The organism is Pseudomonas syringae (assembly GCF_000737245.1).
GTDB lineage: Bacteria > Pseudomonadota > Gammaproteobacteria > Pseudomonadales > Pseudomonadaceae > Aquipseudomonas > Aquipseudomonas syringae_J.
Genome location: NZ_JPQU01000020.1, coordinates 58239 through 77811, shown reverse-complemented (window position 1 = coordinate 77811; position 19573 = coordinate 58239). Strand labels below are relative to the sequence as shown.

The window sequence follows — 19573 nt, the reverse complement described above, 5'->3', positions numbered from 1 at the left end:
GACATCCGGGCTGTCGTATGTTACAGATTGTGTCCTGGAATCTGTTCCACACCATGAGGGAAAAATAATGACAACCACGCAGTACACGGGTGAAGAGCGCAGTAAGAGGATCTTCGCAATTGTTGGTGCCTCGTCGGGCAACCTGGTCGAATGGTTCGATTTCTACGTCTATGCGTTTTGCGCGATTTATTTCGCCCCCGCCTTCTTCCCTTCGGATGACCCCACCGTTCAATTGCTCAATACCGCAGGCGTCTTTGCTGCCGGGTTTCTGATGCGCCCTATTGGTGGCTGGTTGTTCGGCCGGGTGGCTGACAAGCACGGCCGCAAGAACTCGATGATGATTGCCGTACTCATGATGTGCGGTGGTTCGTTGATCATTGCCTGCTTGCCCACGTATGCGTCGATTGGTGCCTGGGCACCTGCATTGCTGTTGCTCGCACGCCTGATTCAGGGTTTGTCGGTGGGTGGAGAATATGGCACCACGGCCACTTACATGAGTGAAGTGGCTTTGCGCGGACAACGCGGTTTCTTTGCATCGTTCCAGTATGTGACGCTGATCGGCGGCCAATTGCTGGCAGTCTTGACGGTAGTGATCCTGCAGCAATTTTTGAGCACTGAAGAGCTGCGCGCCTATGGCTGGAGGATTCCCTTTGTCATCGGTGCCATCGCCGCCGTGATCTCGCTGTTGTTGCGTCGCTCACTGGAAGAAACCACCACCGCCGAGCAGCGTGATAACAAGGACGCCGGCAGCATCAGCGCCCTGTTCCGCGATCACAAAGCCGCGTTCATTACTGTGCTGGGTTACACCGCAGGCGGATCGCTGATTTTCTACACTTTCACCACGTACATGCAGAAATACCTGGTCAACACCGGTGGCATGCACCCGAAAACCGCCAGTTACATCATGACCGGCGCTCTGTTCCTGTACATGTGCATGCAGCCGCTGTTCGGCATGCTGGCGGACAAAATTGGTCGGCGTAATTCCATGCTTTGGTTTGGCGCGCTGGGTACCCTTTGTACCGTGCCAATCCTGATGACCCTCAAGACCACCACCAATCCGTTCATTGCCTTTTTGCTGATCACCCTGGCGCTGGCGATTGTCAGTTTCTACACCTCGATCAGCGGTCTGGTCAAAGCCGAGATGTTTCCGCCACAGGTTCGAGCATTGGGTGTCGGCCTTGCCTACGCGGTGGCTAACGCAGTGTTTGGTGGTTCCGCTGAGTACGTGGCGCTCAACCTGAAGAGCATGGGCATGGAGAACAACTTCTACTGGTACGTCACCGTCATGATGGCGATTGCCTTCTTGTTCAGCCTGCGTCTGCCCAAGCAGCCCGCATATCTGCATCACGATCACTAACCAAACGCTTTAAGACAGGTATAAAAAAACCCACCGATGAGGTGGGTTTTTTATTGAGCGGCGTATCAGAACAGCTGGACTGACGGCTTCTCTTGCGAGACTGGCTTGGCCTGTCCGGTCTGCTCATACCAACCACCGCCGAGGGCCTTGTACAGGTTGACCTCGCTGGTGAGCTGGGACAGGCGATCGGTGATCAGCGACTGTTGAGCACTGAACAGCGAGCGCTGGGCATCCAGGAAGGTCAAGTTGCTGTCGATACCGATACGGTAACGACGTTCTGCAAGACGGTAGTAATCCTGGTTGGCACCGACGAAATCGCTTTGGGCTTGCAACTGTTCGTTGTAAGTCTTGCGCGAGGCCAGTCCGTCGGACACTTCCTGGAAAGCGGTCTGAATCGCCTTCTCGTAGTTGGCGACGCTGATCTCTTTCTGGATCTTCGAGTAATCCAGGCTGGCACGCAGGCTACCGGCGTTGAAGATCGGTATGTTGATGCTCGGCTGGAACAACCAGGTGCCCGAGCCGCCATCGAACAGGCCGGACAGGTCCGGGCTGATCGAACCGGCATTGGCTGTCAGTCTGATACTCGGGAAGAACGCCGCTCGTGCCGCGCCGATGTTGGCGTTAGCGGCCTTGAGCTGATGCTCTGCCTGGAGAATATCCGGACGGCGTTGCAAGAGCTCCGACGGCATACCCACTGGCATTTCACTCAACAGGTCGGCACTCAGTGGTTGAGCTTCTGGCAGATTGCCTGGAATGCCGGTACCCAGCAGCAGCGTCAGGTTGTTCTGATCCTGTGCGACCTGGCGTTGGTAGCGAGCCAATGCAACCCGCGCGCTTTCCACGGAGGTGCGTGCCTGGCTCAGGTCCAGTGCCGAAGAAACCCCCACTTCGTTGCTTCGCGAGGTCAGTCGATAGCTTTCCTCGAACGCCTTCAGGGTGTTTTCGGTCAGTTTGAGCAGTTCTTTGTCGGCCTGCCAGGTCAGGTAAGCATTGGCGACATTGGCCACCAGACTGATCTGCGTGCTGCGCCGTGCTTCCTCACTGGAGAAGTAAGTCTGCAACGCTTGCTCGCTCAGGCTGCGAACCCGACCAAATAGATCGAGTTCGTAAGCGCTGATGCCCAGAGTGGCCGAGTACTGGCTGGTAATACCTGATCGGCCAGAGGTCGACAGATCAGCCGGAACCCGCTGACGGCTGCCGCTGCCATCGGCCGAGACAGCCGGGAACAGGTCGGCACGCTGGATGCGATATTGCGCACGGTAGGCGTCGATGTTCAGCGCCGCGACACGCAGGTCGCGGTTATTGACCAGCGAAGTCTGGATCAGCTGTTGCAGAGCCGGATCGCGGAAGAACTGCCGCCAGCCTTGTTCAGCTGCCGCGACATTGGCCGCTTCGGCCGGCGAGTACGCCGGGCCTTGCGGGTATTGTGCGGCGACCGGCGCTGCAGGTTGCTTGTATTCAGGGATCAACGAGCAACCACTGAGGATGACCGCAGTGACTGCCAGAGAGATCAGGGACTTGCTCATTGGCCAGCCTCATCGTGTGAAATTTCGGACTTGTGTTGCTTGTCCTTGTCTTTGCCTTTGAACATCGACGACACGGCAACATAGAACATCGGGACCCAGAAGATCGCCAGAATGGTGGCCGTGATCATACCGCCAATCACGCCCGTACCGATTGCATGTTGGCTACCCGAACCTGCGCCAGTGGAGATCGCCAACGGCACAACGCCGAGGATGAATGCCATAGAGGTCATGATGATCGGACGCAGACGCATACGACAGGCTTCCATCGCCGCATCCACCAGACTCTTGCCCTGTTCATGCAGCTCTTTGGCGAATTCGACAATCAGGATCGCATTCTTCGCCGCCAATCCGATGGTCGTCAACAAACCCACCTGGAAGAACACGTCGTTGGACAGACCGCGCAGGCTGGTGGCCATCAATGCGCCGATGACACCGAGTGGCACCACCAGCATGACCGCGATCGGAATCGACCAGCTTTCATACAGAGCAGCCAGACAGAGGAACACCACCAGCATCGACAGCGCATACAACGCAGGCGCTTGCGAGCCGGACAGGCGTTCTTCGAAGGACAGGCCGGTAAACGCGTAGCCGATCCCTGCAGGCAGTTTCTTGGCAATGGCCTCGACTTCCGCCATGGCTTGACCCGAGCTGTAGCCCGGTGCAGGAGTACCCAGGATTTCCATTGCTGCTACGCCGTTATAGCGCGACAGTTTTGGCGAACCGTAGATCCATTCGCCTTTGGCAATGGCCGACAGCGGCACCATGGTCCCGGAGTTATTGCGCACATACCACTTGTTGAGGTCTTCAGGGGTCATACGGGCAAATGCTTCACCCTGCACGTACACCTTCTTCACACGACCACGGTCGATGAAGTCGTTGACGTAGCTGCCACCCAGCGCGATGGACAAGGTCTGGTTGATGTTCGCCAGGGTAATGCCCAGAGCGCTCGCCTTCTCGTCATCGACGGTGAGCTGGTACTGCGGCTCATCGCCCAGACCGTTTGGACGTACGCCCGCCAGGATCTTGCTTTGTGCCGCCATGCCGAGGAACTGGTTACGTGCCTCAAGCAGTTTTTCGTGACCGACGCCGCCCTGATCCTGCAGGTAAACGTCAAAACCGGTGGCGTTACCCAGCTCCAGTACCGAAGGCGGTACGACGGCATACACCATTGCATCGCGGAATGAGAAGAAGTGCGCCTGGGCACGTTTGGCGATCTCGAACACGGTGTTATTCGAATCACGCTCGTCCCACGGCTTGAGCATCACGAACGCAAGGCCCGAGCTCTGACCACGACCGGCGAAGTTGAAGCCGTTGACGCTGAATACCGATTTAACCCCTGCGCCTTCTCCGTTTTCCGGGTCTAGCAGGAAGTCGCGCATTTCATCGATGACTTTCTGCGTTCGCTCCGCAGATGAGCCAGCCGGCGTCTGAACCTGAGCGAAGATCACGCCCTGGTCTTCTTCGGGCAGGAACGCGCTCGGGATGCGGGTGAACAGGAAGATCATGCCAGCGACGATCACCAGGTAAACGATAAACGCAGGCAACTTGTGAGTGACCATGCGCTTCACGCCGTTTTCGTAGCTGACGACGCTGCGATCGAACGTGCGGTTGAACCAGCCAAAGAAACCTTTTTTCGGTTGGCCGTGTTTTTCCGGATCGATTGGCTTGAGCATGGTGGCGCACAAGGCCGGGGTGAAGATCAAGGCAACCAGAACCGACAGGGCCATCGCCGAAACGATAGTGATCGAGAACTGTTTATAAATAACCCCCGTGGAGCCGCCGAAGAATGCCATCGGTAGCAGTACCGCCGAGAGCACCATGGCGATACCTACCAGTGCGCCCTGGATTTGTGCCATGGATTTCTTCGTCGCCTCTTTGGGCGATAGATGCTCCTCGGCCATCACCCGCTCGACGTTCTCCACCACCACGATGGCGTCGTCCACCAAAAGTCCGATGGCCAGAATCATGCCGAACATGGTCAGGGTGTTAATGGTGAATCCGAACGCCGCCAGGATGCCGAACGTGCCGAGCAATACCACTGGCACGGTCATCGTGGTGATGATGGTCGCGCGCAGGTTTTGCAGGAACAGGTACATCACCAGGAACACCAGCACGATGGCTTCGATCAGGGTGTGTACAACGCCGGAAATCGACTCGGTCACCGTAGGGGTGGTGTCGTACGGGTAAACCACTTTCATCCCGGGCGGGAAGAAGGGCTCCAGGTTGGCAACGGTGGCCCGAATCGCCTTGGCAGTGTCCAGCGCGTTGGCGCCGGAAGCCAGTTTGATCGCCATGCCGGAAGCCGGTTTGCCGTTGAACTGTGCATCAATGCTGTAGTTCTGACCGCCAAGACCAATGCGCGCGACATCATGCAAACGCACTTGCGAACCGTCGGTGTTGACCTTGAGCAGAATGTTGCCGAACTGCTCGGCCGTTTGCAGACGGGTCTTGCCGATGATCGTGGCGTTCAGCTGTGTGCCAGGCATGGCGGGCAAGCCGCCCAGTTGACCGGTGGCGATCTGCACGTTTTGCGCGCTAATGGCCGCGCTCACTTCCACAGGTGTCAGCTGGAAGTTGTTGAGCTTGGCCGGGTCCAGCCAGATACGCATGGCGTACTGCGAACCGAATACCTGAAAGTCACCTACACCGGAGGTCCGCGAGATCGGGTCCTGGATGTTGGATACGATGTAGTTGGACAAGTCTTCCCGGGTCAAACCGCTGCCGTCTTCGGCAACAACGCCGATCACCAGCAGGAAGTTCTTCACTGACTTGGTAACCCGCAAGCCCTGTTGCTGTACTTCTTGTGGCAGCAGCGGGGTCGCCAGGTTGAGCTTGTTCTGGACTTGAACCTGGGCGGTGTCCGGGTTGGTGCCCTGGTTGAACGTCACGGTGATGGTCATGCTGCCGTCGGAGTTACTGTCCGAGGAAACATAGCGCAGGTTATCGATACCGTTGAGCTGTTGCTCGATGATCTGCACCACAGTGTCCTGCACGGTTTGTGCAGAGGCACCTGGGTAGGTCACCTGGATATCAATCGCGGTCGGCGCAATGGCCGGGTATTGGTTGATCGGTAGTTTCAGGATCGAAAGCGTACCCACCAGCATCACCACCAGGGCTAGTACCCAGGCAAAGATGGGGCGGTCAATAAAGAATTTAGACATCGATTACTCACCTTTGCCGGCGGCAGGGGCAGACTGGGCTTCGGTGAGGTTACCCGCATCCTTCACGGTCACTTGAGCACCTGGCTTGACGTACTGCAGACCTTCGGTGATCACGCGGTCACCCTCGTTCAAGCCTTTTTCCACCAGCCAGAAAGCACCGGCGGTACGGTTGGCGACCAGTTGACGTTGCTCAACCTTGTTGTCTTTGTTAACCACCAGAGCGCTCGGCGAGCCTTTGAGGTCGCGGGTCACACCTTGCTGTGGAGCAAGGATCGCCTTGGCGCTGACACCAGCCTGAAGCTGTGCGTGGACAAACATACCCGGCAACAGGATGTGATCAGGGTTGGGGAACACGGCGCGCAAGGTCACCGAGCCAGTGGCCTGGTCTACCGAGACTTCCGAGAACTCCAGCTTGCCTGGTTTGCTGTATTCACTGCCATCTTCCAGGGTCAGTTTGACCGTAGCAGCGTTATCACCGGCTTTCTGCAGCTTGCCGGTTTCCAGGTCGCGCTTGAGTTTGAGCATTTCAGCTGACGATTGAGTCACGTCAACGTAGATCGGATCCAGCTGCTGAATCGTCGCCATCGCGTTGGCCTGCCCGTTGGTCACCAGTGCACCTTCGGTCACATCCGAGCGACCGATGCGGCCGGAAATCGGCGCCATGACCTTGGTGTAACGCAGGTTGATCTGAGCGGTCTGCAGGGCAGCCTGAGCTTCCTGAGTGGTCGATCGCGCGTTGTCGTATTCCTGACGGCTGACAGCCTGTTCATTGACCAATTGCTTATAGCGATCGGCCAGTGATTTGGCTGATTGCAGCGTCGCACTGGCGCTGTTGGCCGTAGCTTCGTAAAGCGCCGGGTCGATCTGATAAAGCTGCTGACCGGCTTTCACTTCCGCACCTTCGGTAAACAGGCGCTTGAGGATGATGCCGTTGACCTGCGGCCGGACTTCGGCAATGCGGTAGGCCGTGGTACGGCCCGGCAGTTCTGTGGTCAGCGTATAAGGCTGAGCTTTGATGGTAACGACGCCGACCTGAGGAGGTGGTGCGGCAGGGGCTGCCGCTTCTTCCTTTTTACCGCATCCGCTTAGCAGTGTGGCCAGGGCGACGGCAGTGACCAGAACGGTAACAGCTGGCTTGAATTGCATGAAGATCCTCGGGTCTGGAGCCTTGAGTGCTCAAGAAAAATTGGAAGGGATAAAAAATTCTGGTTGGATTAGTAGCAAGCTAATGAATATACTTACATTCACGGTTGTTTGTAAATACCCATTTCTGCGTCGCTAAGCCGCGCAGACAGGGGATTACAGGTTCGGGACAAGGCAATACAAATGCCGCCCGTTTTTGCTTCAAGCCCGCGTCATTCGGAGCCTGGAGGATATTTATTGAGGTTTTGATGCCATGGTCCGTCGTACCAAAGAGGAAGCTCAGGTCACCCGAAGTCTTATTCTTGAGGCCGCTGAAAAGGCGTTCTATGAGAGAGGGGTGGCGCGCACGACTCTGGCGGATATCGCGAGCCTGGCTGGGGTGACGCGAGGCGCGATCTACTGGCACTTCAGTAATAAGGCCGACCTGGTGCAGGCGATGCTGGACAGCATCCAGGAGCCCTTGGAGGAGATGGCCAAGGCGAGCGAAAGCGAGGACGAGGCCGATCCATTGGGCTGCATGAAGAATCTCCTCATTCATTTGTTTCATGAAGTTGCTCTGGATCCGAAAACCCGTCGCATCAATGAGATCCTGTTTCATAAATGTGAATTTACCGATGAAATGTGTGACTTCCGCCGCCAGCGGCAGGAGAGTGCTCTTGAATGCAACGACCGAATCGGTCTGGCCCTGAGTAACGCTGTGCGCAAAGGTCAACTGCCTGCAGATCTGGACACGGTGCGCGCTTCGATTTCATTGCACGCATACATCGATGGCATGCTCGGTCAGTGGCTACTCATCCCCGACAGCTATTCGATTAGTGATCAGGCGGAAAAATGGGTAGAGGCGGGGCTCGACATGTTGCGCCTGAGTCCTGCTTTACGGAATTAATCCCATGCTGAGTTCTGTTAGCAATCTTTTGCTGTTTACCTGTCTATCTATAGCGAAGTGATGGATGACTGCCCAGTCAGTTTACCCATCGTTTACCTTCTTGGCGCAATGCCACTACGACTATGTCTTACAAAAAATGTTCGGTAAACGCGGAAATCTGTGAACTGTGAGTAGGACGCTTCTTGAACTTTGTAGCTGATTTCCCAAACTGCCTTTACCGTATTGCTCCCTTCTGAAACTCCCTTCACTCTGCGCCCCGTTAGCACATGAGTGGGTTGCTGGGGAGTTTAAAGCGTGTCAGAAACTGTATCTGAAATTGTAAGGATCCTGGCTGAGCTCAGGCAAAAGGCTGAACAACTGACAGTTGTTTCAGCAAGGGGTGTGCCACTTGTTCGCCTCGGATTGATGACGACACTGTATTTCAAGCAAGGCCACACGGCCGATACCCGGCGACGGCTGGAGGTTTGCTTCAGCCGCTTCTACGAGACATTCCGTCCATTTCTCAAATGGCAGTCATATAAACACCTGCGCAAGCTGTCGCCGAGCGGTTTCGCGACGTGTCGCCGTCAGATCCTCGAGTCCCCGGCGGAGGAGCCGCTTCTGTGGTCAATCTCCAGTGCCGACTCCGCTGAAGCGGCCACCCACCGGATGTTTGTGATGGGGGCAGGCAAAAGCCAGAACGATACCGACCACTCATGCCTGAAAATGATTTTGCCGTGGTCTTTGCTCGAGGAGAGCGGAGGCGTCAGGACTTACGAAGGCTGGCTCAGGTTTTTGTGCGATCAAGTGCTTACCGAGCATGGCTATGGAGGCCTCGCGTGCATCATGCCCGATGACGACGCGCGTTATTTGCCGGTGGAATATCGCTTCGCTCAGGAGCATACCGGGCTGATGGTCGATGCCGGTCCGCATCTCGAAAGCCTGTACCTGCTTGAGCGAATCAAGGGCGTCAGCTGGTACACCGTACTGGGCAGTCGATACGTCAAAACGCTCGGTGGCAATGATCGCTTGCGCCGCCAGCTCAGCGCCCACAGCGATGTTGTTTTCCAAGGCTATGACGCCGGATTGCTGGTGCGTACCGGGTTGCTGCCCTCGCTGGGCGATAAAGGCGAGGCGCCATCCCGTGCGTATAGAGCGCTGCACAATGCACTTGAACCGGTGCGAGTACGGACTACCGGTTGCCTGCATCCTTATCCGATTCGGGGCAGGGGCTTTACTGAGCAATCCACCTTGCAGTGGTACGACCGTTTTGAGGAAAAACCCAAGCCGCCTGTGAAGGCCGGCCAACCCTGTCCGCAGACCGGATACTGGTTCAGCAATGCCAAGGCGCGATCCCGGCGTTTTTTCAACGAGGGTGAAATCATGCCTGGTTTTGAGCATCTCAAGGCGGAACGCACTCAGTGGTTCTGGTCTGCGGACCCGGAATGACCTCAGGGTGGCAGACCATACTGTGACTCTATCTCATGAATGATTCTGCATCGCCCGGCCATTGTCTAAGCTCTGCCCAGACATATAAAAAAGAGGTGTCCGCGATGCAGGTTTCATTGAGGTCCGTGGTACTGGGTTTTGTCTGTTGTGCCTGGCTTGGCCAATCGTGGGCGGGGGCTGAAAGCCCGGAGCAGGGGCCTGCCACCAGGGCGCTGCTCGAAAAAGCCGTCGCGCGTTATCAGCAAGTCGGCGACAAGGCGTTTGCCGAGTTCAGTCGCCAGGGAGAATTTGTGGATGGCGAACGCTACGTTTTTGTGGTCGATACCCACGGGACCATGCTCGCCAGTGGCGGCCCGTCGGTGGCGTTGATCGGGCGAGACGTTTCTCAGGTGCTGGAGCCTGACCTGCAACAAGCGTTCAAGGATGTGCTCAAGACGCCCGAAGAGAAGGGCGTCCAGCAGGCTGAGTACCGCTGGCACAACTGGGCGGACGGTAAGGTCGAACGCAAACATGTCTATTTTCAACGCGTCGCAGAACGGATCCTGGCCGTCGGCTATTACATGCCCAGAGCGGCGCCTGAACAAGCCAGGGCGCTGCTGGATAAAGCAGTTGCCGGGTTGAGTCGGGATGAGAAGGGCACTCTGGTTGCAATCAACAACCTGCGGGGTGGCTTTTTGCAGGATGACCTCTATGTTTTCGTGGTAGACCTGAACAGCAAACGCTACGTGGCACACGGCACCAATCTGCGACTGATCAATACCGACTTCAACAAGGTCAAGGATCCCCAAGGCAAACCAGTGGGTGAACCCATGCTGGCGATGATCGCCAGGCAGAACGCCGGTGAATATGAATACCGCTGGCGCAACCCGGTGACCGGCAAGGTGGAGAACAAACACGCGTATATGCGTAAGGCGGGGAATTACCTGGTGGCGGTGGGGTATTACCATTAGAGCTGCAAGCTACAAGCTACAAGCTACAAGCTAGCACGCACTGCTTCGCTTGAAGCTTGAAGCTTACAGCTGAGCTGTTCACAGCTCTTTGTGGCCTTTCCCACGCAACAGGTTATTGGGCATACACAGCGCGGCGGCCAGTCCGAACAGTGAGACCGCCGCGCTGATCATCATCAAGTGCCTGAAGGTCATCGCCAATTCCCCACGCAGGGTCTGCAACGCCGGGCCGCTTGCGGCATTAAGACTGTCCATCAAAACGTTGCCGGATGCGCCCTCGCCACCGATGGGACCTGAGCTGATATGGCCGAGGCCAGTGCTTTGCAGCATCGCCAGCAACAGCGCAGACATGACGGCCACACCTACCGCTCCCCCCAGCGAGCGGAACAGATTGGTGGTGCTGGTGGCGACACCCATGTCCTGAACAGCTACGGAATTCTGTGTGCCGACCAGCGAGGTGGGGAACTGCATCCCACTGGCGATCCCGGTCAGGACCATGAACAGGCTGGTCAGCACCACCGATTGCGGTGGGGTGAAGGCCATGCCAAGAATGGTCAACGGCATTAAAAGCGCACCGGTCAGGATCATCGGTTTGTAGCGACCGGTCAGCGAGGTGCGACGGCCAGCGAAAAAGGCGCCCATGGGCATACCCATCGCCAAGGGCAGAAGGTGCAAGGCCGCGCTGTCAGCGCCGCCGCCGGTGACGGTCTGAAAACGCAGCGGAACCAGCACGATCAGCGAGATCGCCTGGAAGCTGGTGAAGAAAATCGTGCACCAGCACAGCACCGCACTGCGGTTGGCGAATAGATGCATCGGGAGCAAAGGCTCTACCGTGCGGCGTTCGTAAAGGACGAACAGCACCAGGCCCAGCAACGCGATACCCAGCAGAATAACCACCTGCTGATCGCGCCAGCCACGGCCTTGACCAATCTCGGTGATGCCCAGCAACAGGGCGGTCAGGCCGACGATCATCAATATCGTGCCCAGGTAATCAATGATCGGCTTTCTTTGCGGGACCGGCAGGCCGAGCAAGGTGCGTTTGGCGATCCACCAGGCGCCCAGCCCCAGTGGCAGGTTGATCAGAAACACCCAGCGCCACGACAGGTACTCGGTCATGAAGCCGCCCAGAACCGGGCCGGCAACACTGGCGGTCGCGTACATACCGCTGAAGTAGCCCTGATAACGGCCACGCTCCCGGGGAGGAACAAGATCGCCGATGATCGCCTGGCTCACCGAGACCATGCCACCCGCACCAATCCCCTGAAGGACCCTGGCCAGAACCAGTTGCTCCATGCTTTGCGCCGCCCCGCAGAACAGCGAGGCCAAGGTGAATAGCCCAAGCCCGAACAGCATCAATTTTCGCCGCCCGTACAGGTCACCAAGCTTGCCGTAGATGGGCACGGCAACGGTCAAGGCCACCATATAAGCGGAAATAACCCAGGCCAGCAGGTCGAAATCGTTGAATTGGGCGGAGATGGCTGGCATCGAGACGGCGACGATCGTCTGATCCAGAGCACTGAGAAATACCGCCATCATCAATGCAGACAAAACGCTGCGGATGGACGGCGTGGTGTGATTGAGACTGGTCAAGGCAGAACCTGATCGACAGTGATACCCCGTCGAGGCCGACGGAGGAAAGCGATCAGTCTAAGCCGATAGCTTCCTAATCGATAGCTGCCTTACGCAATTCTCGCGACTTAAACGCTTCAGCCCGGGCTCATCGCAAGGCACTGAATGTTGCATTGGCCGGAACGCAGTGGCCGAAGCTGCAACCTGCAACGTGTTTAGGAGCCTGGCGCGCCATTTCCACCCGATAAGCGCTGGTGGCATAAAGCGCAATAACCGCAGCTACACCGACTACAGACAAGCACCTTCTTATTTTTATATTCATCTCGGTTAACCTCATCCCAACTACTGAGCAGTTCTGAACAGGACTGTCAGGAGTCTAGGTAGAGGAGAAGCAGAGCGTAGGACTCAAAAAGCATATCTTTTCGCCACTATGGTGTGAAAAGTTATAGCGCCGTTTAATCTCGGATTGGGGGTGTCTGTAGGGCTGCCGAAGGCTGCGAATCGGTATTTCTCAAAAAACTGTTCGCAGCCTTGGTCAGCTCCTGCAAGGTATCCGTCCAGTAAGCATGAGTACCTCAAAATTCGATCAGGAAAAACAGCGATGGCAACCTGCGGTGAAGTGTTGGTGAAGTTACTTGAGGCTTATGGCGTCGAGAAGGTGTTTGGCATTCCCGGCGTGCACACCGTGGAGTTGTACCGTGGCCTCGCGGGCTCGGCGATCAGGCATATCACGCCGCGGCATGAGCAGGGTGCAGGGTTTATGGCTGACGGCTATGCGCGCACCAGCGGCAAGCCGGGGGTCTGCTTCATCATTACGGGCCCTGGAATGACCAACATCACCACCGCCATGGGCCAGGCCTATGCCGATTCGATCCCGATGCTGGTCATCTCCAGCGTTCAGTCCCGCAGCCAGTTGGGCGGCGGCCGTGGCAAGCTGCATGAGCTGCCAGCGCAAGGCGCACTGGTGGCAGGGGTTGCGGCGTTCTCCCATACCCTGATGTCAGCCGCCGAGTTACCAAGTGTTCTGGCCCGGGCATTTGCCGTGTTTCAGGCTGGGCGCCCACGTCCAGTGCACATTGAAATTCCGCTGGACGTATTGGTAGAGAATGCCGATGCCTTGCTCGACAGTGAGCCTGTAAGCATCAGCCGCGCCGGTCCCTCGCCAGCCGCCATCAGCCAAATGAGCAAACTGCTCGCCAGCGCGAAACGCCCGCTGATCCTGGCGGGTGGCGGCGCTATCGAAGCGGCCACTGCCTTAAGGGAGATTGCCGAGCTGCTGCAAGCGCCGGTTGCCCTGACGATCAATGCCAAAGGCATGCTGGCGTCCGGTCATTCGTTGTTGATGGGCTCTACCCAAGCGCTCGATCCGGCACGTGAATTGATCGAAGCTGCGGACGTGGTGCTGGCCATCGGCACCGAACTGGCAGAAACCGATTACGACATTACCTTCCAGGGCCATTTCAAAATCCCCGGCACACTGCTGCGCATCGACATTGATCCTGACCAGACAGTGCGTAACTTCCCACCCAAAGTGGCACTGGTATCTGACGCGCAGACTGCCGCCGAAGCTCTGCTGGTCGCGCTGGAGCAGGAGACCCTTTGCGAGGGTAATGCCGATTGGGGAGTCAAGCGCGTGGCGGCTTTGCGCCAAACCCTGGACCTTTCCTGGGACGCGGCGACTCGTGCACAGACGATGTTTCTACAGACGGTGCTGGAGGTGCTGCCCAACATCGTGATCGTGGGCGACTCGACCCAACCGGTGTACACCGGCAACCTGACGCTGGATCTTGAGCAGCCACGCCGCTGGTTCAACTCCTCGACCGGTTATGGAACACTCGGCTACGCCTTGCCAGCGGCCATCGGCGCCTGGCTGGGCAGTGTCGATGCCGGTGCAGGAAATCCGGTAGCTTGCCTGATCGGCGATGGTGGCTTGCAGTTCACCCTGCCGGAGCTGGCCAGTGCAGTGGAAGCGCGCACTCCGATCATCATCCTGCTGTGGAATAACCAGGGTTACGAGGAGATCAAGAAGTTCATGGTCAACCGCGCTATCGAGCCCATTGGCGTGGATATCTACACCCCGGATTTCATCGGCGTCGCCAAGGCGCTGGGTTGTGCCGCAGAAGCGGTATCTGCTGTTGAGGAATTGCAGGCGGCGCTGCGTGCGGCCAACGAGCGATCGGGGCCTACGTTGATCGAGATTGATCAGCGGGGGTGGATGGCGGAGTTCTAAGGCTGTACGCGGTCCATGTGGGAGCGGTGCTTGCCCGCGATAAGGGCGCCACAGATATCAGGTTAGTCGCGTTCAGCCTTATCGCGGGCAAGTCGGAATGCCGCCCATACGCTCCAACAAGGGACGAGATCGGCGATGGCTCGCTCAGACCATTACCCTCAACCGCGCCATATCCCGCAGGGGCGGGGCGCCGAACAGGCGGCTGTATTCGCGGCTGAACTGAGACGGGCTTTCATAGCCGACTTTGTAGCCAGCCGCCGAGGCCTCCAGCCCGTCGTTGAGCATCAAGCGCCGCGCTTCCTGTAAGCGCAGTTGCTTCTGATATTGCAATGGACTCATGGCGGTGACTGCTTTGAACCGATGGTGCAGGGTGGAAATACTGAGGTTCACCTCCCTAGCGAGTTCTTCGATGCGCAGCGGCTCGGCGAAATGCTCGTTAAGCCATTTGATCGCTTGGGTGACACGATGCGTCTGGCAGTTGGTAATCGCGATTTCGTACAGGCGATGACCCTGCTGGCTACGCAGCAATCGGTAAAGGATTTCACGCTTGATCAGCGGTGCAAGCATGGGAATGTCTTTAGGGTTGTCCAGCAAGCGTGACAGCCGCAGCACGGCGTCCAATAACTGGGTATCGATGCGTTCGACATACAGGCCGCGACCGCTTGGCCGGGTGGGTACGCTCATAGGACCGGCTTCGGCGATCAACGCGTTGATGTCCGCAGGGTCGATGTCCAGGCGTAGCGCCAGATTCGGTTGCTCTGGAGTAGCATTAAGGATTCGGCCGCTCAGAGGCATTGCGACCGACAGCACAAGATAGTTGAGGGGATCATAGGTGTAAGTTTCGTCCCCGAGGCGCACTTCCTTGCTGCCGTGGGCGAAAAGGCACAGCGCGGGCTGGACCAAGACTGGTAACGATTGCGACGGGCTTTCGTAGCGCACCATGAACAGCGGCTCAATAGCTGTCTGGAAACTACCTTCGCCGGGAGTAAAGCGCCGAATAAGCTCGGCCAGCTCAGCGCGCTGCTTTTCCAGGTGTTCACTGACGGGCTCAAGGCTCTGTTGTAGTTGCGACATTCGGTGCGTCCCTCAATGCTTCATTTATACGCTCGGGGTTTATGCGCTTAGCTTATTTTTGTGCAAGGCCGGGTGGTACGCGAATCCTGCCGGATGATTGCCTGATTCTGCTGATGCCGGTTTTGAAGCGCGATAAACCGTCACATCTCTTGCCTGAATCTGCTGGCGGACGGCTTGGGCCAGACTGTGCGTGGCGAGCATAGCCTGGCTCCAATGCAGGATCAGGCAATAAGCTGACAGAAACCGGCTAACGGCTATAGTCAGCAGGCCCTAATCTCGGATCCTGTTGCCATGTCCGGAAAACCCCGCCTTGGTACTCTTCCTCGACACCTGAATGGAACTACGGCCATGCCTCAATCATCAGCAGTGAGCCATCTCGTTTTCGCCCGCGCAAGGAAAGGGCAAAGTGAAAAACTCGGTGCCCGCCTGCTCGCCCTGATCGAACCTTCGCGCAATGCCAGTGGTTGCTTGAGCTTCGCTTTGGTAAACGCACCTCAAGACCCGGACTTGTGGCTGATCTCCGGCTCATGGGCCAGTGAAGACGAGATGAATAACTGGCTCGATGCGCCGCATGTACAGATTTTTTCTGAAATTGTGCAGACGTGCATGGTCAGCAGCCTGGATTTCCAAACCTTCGCCACCGAACAGGAAGCCCAGGCCAAGGCTTTGCAGATGTTGCGCACGATCTGAGCGTCAGCGGTTTAGAATCCCCTGCTTTAAACGCACAAGCAGGATCACAAGCAATGGCACGTAAAGAACTCAACAATTTTGAAGCGGTTTCAGCCGTAGTTCCGAGTGGAGCCCCTGGCGAAGGTGGCTATAGCGCTGCTATTGCCGTCAAAGCGCTGAACGCGGGTGGCGCACCGGTGTTCAACAAAGTGCTCGTCGGTCAGATATTTAAGACTGCCCATGACGCCGACGTTGCTGCAACCGGCGAGTTGGCGCGGTTGCTCGACATCGACGCCGAAGGCAATCTGGTGTTCCAGCAATAACATCCAGCGTTGACTGATCAGGCCTTGGGCCGATGCATTTTGAACAACGCCTCGGGGCCCAGCTGGAAGTAATCCGCCGGGCCGCCGCCACGCAATATCGGTTCACCCGCCGCCGTGTCGTAAATGCCGTCCTTCAACAGTGACTTGGCAATATGTACGGCTACCACCTCCCCAAGTATCAACCAGCTAGGCACCAATTCCTTGTCTGCCCGTTGCAGCTGGATGATCTGCGTGACTTTGCATTCGAACGAAACCGGCGTTTCTTTCACACGCGGCACAGCCACGATCTGTGAGGCAAGGGGTGTCAGATTGGCCAGTTCGAACTCGCTCACATCCGCTGCAACCGGGGCGCAGCTCTGATTCATGGCTTCAGCCAGGGATCGGGTCGCCAGGTTCCACACGAACTCGCCGGTCTGTTCGATGTTATTGAGGCTGTCTTTGCGACCGACGCTGCAAAAACCAATGATCGGGGGGATGTAGTTGAAGGCGTTGAAAAAACTGTAAGGCGCCAGATTCAACTTGCCGTTGGCGTCCTGGGACGAGATCCAGCCAATGGGCCGCGGGCCGACGATAGCATTGAACGGATCGTGGGGCAGGCCATGGCCTTGGGAAGGTTGGTACGAGTAGATGTCATCTGACATGTGCAATTCCTGTAACCGTGATGGCCTCTGCAAAGAGTCGATATAGTGCCCGATTCGTCTCAAAAAGAGCCACACCAGGATTTAGCAATAGCCCAGAACGATTAAGCCCGGCATTAAGCCGGGCTTGAAGGGACACGTCTGACGATTAGATCAGGCGGTTTGCACCTACACGATCAGCACCATCAGCAGCCAGACGATTAGCGCCTACGTGGTCAGAACCGTCAGCGGCCTGGCGATTAGCACCTACGCGGTCAGCACCATCAGCAGCCAGGCGATTAGCGCCTACATGGTCAGAACCGTCAGCGGCCTGGCGATTAGCACCTACGCGGTCAGCACCATCAGCGGCCAGGCGATTAGCGCCTACATGGTCAGAACCATCAGCGGCCTGGCGAATGCCACCCACGTTAGTGTGCTTGGAGCCACCTTCCGCAACAGTCAGAGTCGAGGCAGGCTCAATCAGATTAGTGTGGTTATTACCTGGCAGGCTTGGCAGATGTGGAGCTGCGAAAGCGCTGGAAGCCAGAACAGAAAATGCGATGCCGAAAATCAGTTTGTTAGTTTTCATGGTAGTTCTCCAATCGAATTGTTTGCCAGTTCGGTATGGAGTGAATGCTACGCGCCCAGAATTTATTAAGAAGTTAATAGGATTGCTACCGACCATCGCTGAAAATGATAGTAAGCCACAGGGCACTGTATTCGGGCCTTTCCGGCTGTAGTGCTTTGGGGTGGTGCATTTCTTTGAAAAATCTCGCAATAAACCCTCTTGACAAATTAAAAACTTAATATCTATTGCCGGTTGCGCTCAATTTTTAGCTGAAAAATGCACCATTGTGAAAGCATCCAGAAAGAAGTGCCTCTCAACAAAAAGGGCGGCTCTGTTGTGCAGGGCCGCCCTTCATCAATCGCGCTGATGATGAATCAATCAGTTTCGATCCGCGAATGCTTGCGAGTGTCCTTCATGAACACATAGACCAGCAGCGAGCAGGCGATGCAAGCGGTGACATACCAGTAGTAGCCGGTCTCCATTCCAATGCTCTTGAACCACAGCGCGATGTATTCAGCAGTACCGCCGAAGATCGATACAGTTAGCGCATACGGCAGGCCTACGCCCAGCGCACGGATTTCTGTGGGGAACAGTTCGGCTTTCACCACTGCGTTGATCGAGGTATAGCCGCTGACGATGATCAGCGCCGCCATGATCAGAAAGAACGCGCCCCACCAGCTCTGGATCGTGTGCAGCGTGGTCAGGATCGGCACCGTGCACAGCGTGCCCATGACACCGAAGGCAATCAGGATCGGGCGACGACCGATCTTGTCCGACAGCGCCCCCACCAGAGGCTGGATCACCATGAACAGAAACAATGTTGCCGCTGAAATGGTGGTGGAGTCGGTGATGCTCATGCCGACGGTGTTCACCAGATACTTCTGCATATACGTGGTGTAGGTATAGAAGGCCAACGTACCACCCATGGTCAGACCGACTACGGTCATGAGTTCCTTGGGGTGGCGCATCAAGGTGCGCATCAGGCTTTCTTTGGCTTTCTCTTTCTTCTTGCGGGTGAACGACTCGGTTTCTTCCATGCCGCGGCGCAGGTACAGCGCAACAACGGCACACAGCGCGCCGATCACGAACGGCACACGCCAGCCCCATGCGTAGAGCTGTTCAGTTGTCAGGGTTTGTTGCAACACGATCAACACAGCCAGGGCGATGAGCTGGCCGGAGATCAGGGTCACGTACTGGAAGCTTGAGAAGAAGCCGCGTCTTTCCTTGGTCGCCATTTCACTCAGGTAGGTCGCCGAAGTGCCGTACTCGCCACCGACCGACAGGCCTTGGAGCAAGCGGGCAAATACCAGCAGGATCGGGGCACCGACACCGATGACTTCATAGCCGGGTGTCAACGCGATGATCAGCGAGCCGAAGCACATCAGCAGTACCGAGGCCATCAAGGCTGCCTTGCGGCCCTTGCGATCGGCATACAGACCCATCAGCCAGCCACCAATCGGGCGCATCAGAAAGCCTACGGCAAAGATCGCTGCGGTGTTGAGCAGTTGAGCCGTGGTGTCGCCTTTGGGGAAGAAGGACTTGGCGAAGTACAGGGAGAAAGCGGCGTAGACGTACCAGTCGTACCACTCGACCATGTTGCCGACCGAGCCACTGAAAATTGATTTGAGACGGGTTGAGGTGGTTTTTTCCGCAGTCGCCGTGCCGGTCGACCCTTTAGGCATTGAGCTGGAGGTATCCATCATGTTCCTTACAGTCATTATTTTTAGGAATGGCGCGTCGATGCGCAGCCTGACTGTGGCTATAGCAGGAGCTGTGCCAGTTGATGGAGGCCCGGTTTAGAAGGGTTTACAGAACTTTATGAGCGGAAATCCGCTTGTTGGCTATTCAGGAATAAGCGGAAAACCGCTCATTCACAGGTGGCCGCGCGCCCCCCGTGGGAGCAAGCTTGCTTGCGAAGGCTATGTTCCAGGCGCTAGAAATTTGCTTCATGTATTGACCCTTCGCGACCAAGCTCGCTCCCACAGGTCCGAGGTCACCAAGGGTTTGGTGTGTTGCCATTAGCCTTGCAGGCAGACCTAGAATCTCCTACAGGCGTTCATCCAACAGAGCATTTT

General features: G+C 56.9%; 15 protein-coding genes. 7 read left to right on the top strand and 8 right to left on the bottom strand.

Annotated features, from left to right (window positions below):
• The first annotated feature begins 67 nt into the window (after nucleotides 1-67).
• Complete coding sequence (locus IV01_RS19695; protein ID WP_032626665.1) at nucleotides 68-1357, top strand: MFS family transporter; 1290 nt, start codon at nucleotides 68-70, stop codon at nucleotides 1355-1357.
• A 65-nt stretch (nucleotides 1358-1422) separates the two neighbouring features.
• On the opposite strand, the gene IV01_RS19700 is transcribed toward IV01_RS19695, so the two are convergent.
• The 3 genes from IV01_RS19700 to IV01_RS19710 are packed head-to-tail and all read right to left on the bottom strand — an operon-like array spanning nucleotide 1423 to nucleotide 7190.
• Nucleotides 1423-2883 carry an AdeC/AdeK/OprM family multidrug efflux complex outer membrane factor gene (locus tag IV01_RS19700; RefSeq protein ID WP_032626663.1) on the bottom strand — a complete coding sequence of 487 codons (1461 nt, stop codon included), beginning with the start codon at nucleotides 2881-2883 and terminating at the stop codon, nucleotides 1423-1425.
• The gene (locus tag IV01_RS19705; RefSeq protein WP_032626661.1) at nucleotides 2880-6044 is read right to left on the bottom strand and encodes an efflux RND transporter permease subunit; all 3165 of its coding nucleotides are present in this window, start codon (nucleotides 6042-6044) and stop codon (nucleotides 2880-2882) included. The genes IV01_RS19700 and IV01_RS19705 overlap by 4 nt, the downstream gene beginning before the upstream one ends.
• A gap of 3 nt (nucleotides 6045-6047) precedes the next feature.
• Nucleotides 6048-7190 (bottom strand): efflux RND transporter periplasmic adaptor subunit, encoded by a 1143-nt coding sequence (locus IV01_RS19710; protein ID WP_032626659.1) that lies wholly within the window; start codon nucleotides 7188-7190, stop codon nucleotides 6048-6050.
• Between the two features lie 250 nt (nucleotides 7191-7440).
• On the opposite strand from IV01_RS19710, the gene IV01_RS19715 reads away from it, so the two are divergent.
• From IV01_RS19715 to IV01_RS19725, 3 genes are all read left to right on the top strand, one after another.
• Nucleotides 7441-8073 (top strand): TetR family transcriptional regulator, encoded by a 633-nt coding sequence (locus tag IV01_RS19715; RefSeq protein ID WP_032626658.1) that lies wholly within the window; start codon nucleotides 7441-7443, stop codon nucleotides 8071-8073.
• Nucleotides 8074-8367: 294 nt separating this feature from the next.
• On the top strand, nucleotides 8368-9501 hold the full coding sequence (locus IV01_RS19720) for a type VI immunity family protein (protein ID WP_032626656.1): 1134 nt from the start codon (nucleotides 8368-8370) through the stop codon (nucleotides 9499-9501).
• Between the two features lie 104 nt (nucleotides 9502-9605).
• The gene (locus tag IV01_RS19725; RefSeq protein WP_032626653.1) at nucleotides 9606-10451 is read left to right on the top strand and encodes a cache domain-containing protein; all 846 of its coding nucleotides are present in this window, start codon (nucleotides 9606-9608) and stop codon (nucleotides 10449-10451) included.
• Nucleotides 10452-10529: 78 nt separating this feature from the next.
• Here the strand turns inward: IV01_RS19725 and IV01_RS19730 are convergent, their stop codons facing one another.
• A complete protein-coding gene (locus IV01_RS19730; RefSeq protein WP_032626651.1) occupies nucleotides 10530-12038 on the bottom strand; it encodes an MDR family MFS transporter in 1509 nt (502 codons plus the stop codon).
• A gap of 580 nt (nucleotides 12039-12618) precedes the next feature.
• Between IV01_RS19730 and IV01_RS19735 the strand changes: the two genes are divergently transcribed.
• Complete coding sequence (locus IV01_RS19735; RefSeq protein ID WP_032626648.1) at nucleotides 12619-14247, top strand: 5-guanidino-2-oxopentanoate decarboxylase; 1629 nt, start codon at nucleotides 12619-12621, stop codon at nucleotides 14245-14247.
• A gap of 144 nt (nucleotides 14248-14391) precedes the next feature.
• On the opposite strand, the gene IV01_RS19740 is transcribed toward IV01_RS19735, so the two are convergent.
• Nucleotides 14392-15321, bottom strand: a complete 930-nt coding sequence (locus tag IV01_RS19740; protein WP_032626646.1) for an AraC family transcriptional regulator — start codon at nucleotides 15319-15321, stop codon at nucleotides 14392-14394.
• Nucleotides 15322-15669: 348 nt separating this feature from the next.
• Between IV01_RS19740 and IV01_RS19745 the strand changes: the two genes are divergently transcribed.
• Nucleotides 15670-16011: an antibiotic biosynthesis monooxygenase family protein gene (locus IV01_RS19745; protein ID WP_032626644.1), complete on the top strand. Its 342-nt coding sequence runs from the start codon at nucleotides 15670-15672 to the stop codon at nucleotides 16009-16011.
• Between the two features lie 53 nt (nucleotides 16012-16064).
• Entirely contained in the window at nucleotides 16065-16313 is a 249-nt protein-coding gene (locus IV01_RS19750) for a hypothetical protein (protein WP_032626643.1), read from the top strand.
• Between the two features lie 17 nt (nucleotides 16314-16330).
• Here IV01_RS19750 and IV01_RS19755 read toward each other — a convergent pair whose 3' ends face one another.
• The 3 genes from IV01_RS19755 to IV01_RS19765 form a co-directional block, all read right to left on the bottom strand.
• Nucleotides 16331-16954 carry a flavin reductase family protein gene (locus tag IV01_RS19755; RefSeq protein ID WP_032626641.1) on the bottom strand — a complete coding sequence of 208 codons (624 nt, stop codon included), beginning with the start codon at nucleotides 16952-16954 and terminating at the stop codon, nucleotides 16331-16333.
• Between the two features lie 145 nt (nucleotides 16955-17099).
• Complete coding sequence (locus IV01_RS19760) at nucleotides 17100-17519, bottom strand: hypothetical protein (protein WP_032626639.1); 420 nt, start codon at nucleotides 17517-17519, stop codon at nucleotides 17100-17102.
• A 353-nt stretch (nucleotides 17520-17872) separates the two neighbouring features.
• Nucleotides 17873-19180: an MFS transporter gene (locus IV01_RS19765; RefSeq protein WP_418903510.1), complete on the bottom strand. Its 1308-nt coding sequence runs from the start codon at nucleotides 19178-19180 to the stop codon at nucleotides 17873-17875.
• Nucleotides 19181-19573 lie beyond the last annotated feature (393 nt).

Excerpts from the sequence above, each read along its gene's own strand:
- IV01_RS19710 (WP_032626659.1), bottom strand. The coding sequence starts at position 7,190 with ATGCAATTCAAGCCAGCTGTTACCGTTCTGGTCACTGCCGTCGCCCTG.
- IV01_RS19700 (WP_032626663.1), bottom strand. The coding sequence starts at position 2,883 with ATGAGCAAGTCCCTGATCTCTCTGGCAGTCACTGCGGTCATCCTCAGT.
- IV01_RS19725 (WP_032626653.1), top strand. The coding sequence starts at position 9,606 with ATGCAGGTTTCATTGAGGTCCGTGGTACTGGGTTTTGTCTGTTGTGCC.
- IV01_RS19750 (WP_032626643.1), top strand. The coding sequence starts at position 16,065 with ATGGCACGTAAAGAACTCAACAATTTTGAAGCGGTTTCAGCCGTAGTT.
- IV01_RS19765 (WP_418903510.1), bottom strand. The coding sequence starts at position 19,180 with ATGCCTAAAGGGTCGACCGGCACGGCGACTGCGGAAAAAACCACCTCA.
- IV01_RS19705 (WP_032626661.1), bottom strand. The coding sequence starts at position 6,044 with ATGTCTAAATTCTTTATTGACCGCCCCATCTTTGCCTGGGTACTAGCC.
- IV01_RS19695 (WP_032626665.1), top strand. The coding sequence starts at position 68 with ATGACAACCACGCAGTACACGGGTGAAGAGCGCAGTAAGAGGATCTTC.
- IV01_RS19760 (WP_032626639.1), bottom strand. The coding sequence starts at position 17,519 with ATGAAAACTAACAAACTGATTTTCGGCATCGCATTTTCTGTTCTGGCT.
- IV01_RS19745 (WP_032626644.1), top strand. The coding sequence starts at position 15,670 with ATGCCTCAATCATCAGCAGTGAGCCATCTCGTTTTCGCCCGCGCAAGG.
- IV01_RS19715 (WP_032626658.1), top strand. The coding sequence starts at position 7,441 with ATGGTCCGTCGTACCAAAGAGGAAGCTCAGGTCACCCGAAGTCTTATT.
- IV01_RS19740 (WP_032626646.1), bottom strand. The coding sequence starts at position 15,321 with ATGTCGCAACTACAACAGAGCCTTGAGCCCGTCAGTGAACACCTGGAA.
- IV01_RS19755 (WP_032626641.1), bottom strand. The coding sequence starts at position 16,954 with ATGTCAGATGACATCTACTCGTACCAACCTTCCCAAGGCCATGGCCTG.
- IV01_RS19735 (WP_032626648.1), top strand. The coding sequence starts at position 12,619 with ATGGCAACCTGCGGTGAAGTGTTGGTGAAGTTACTTGAGGCTTATGGC.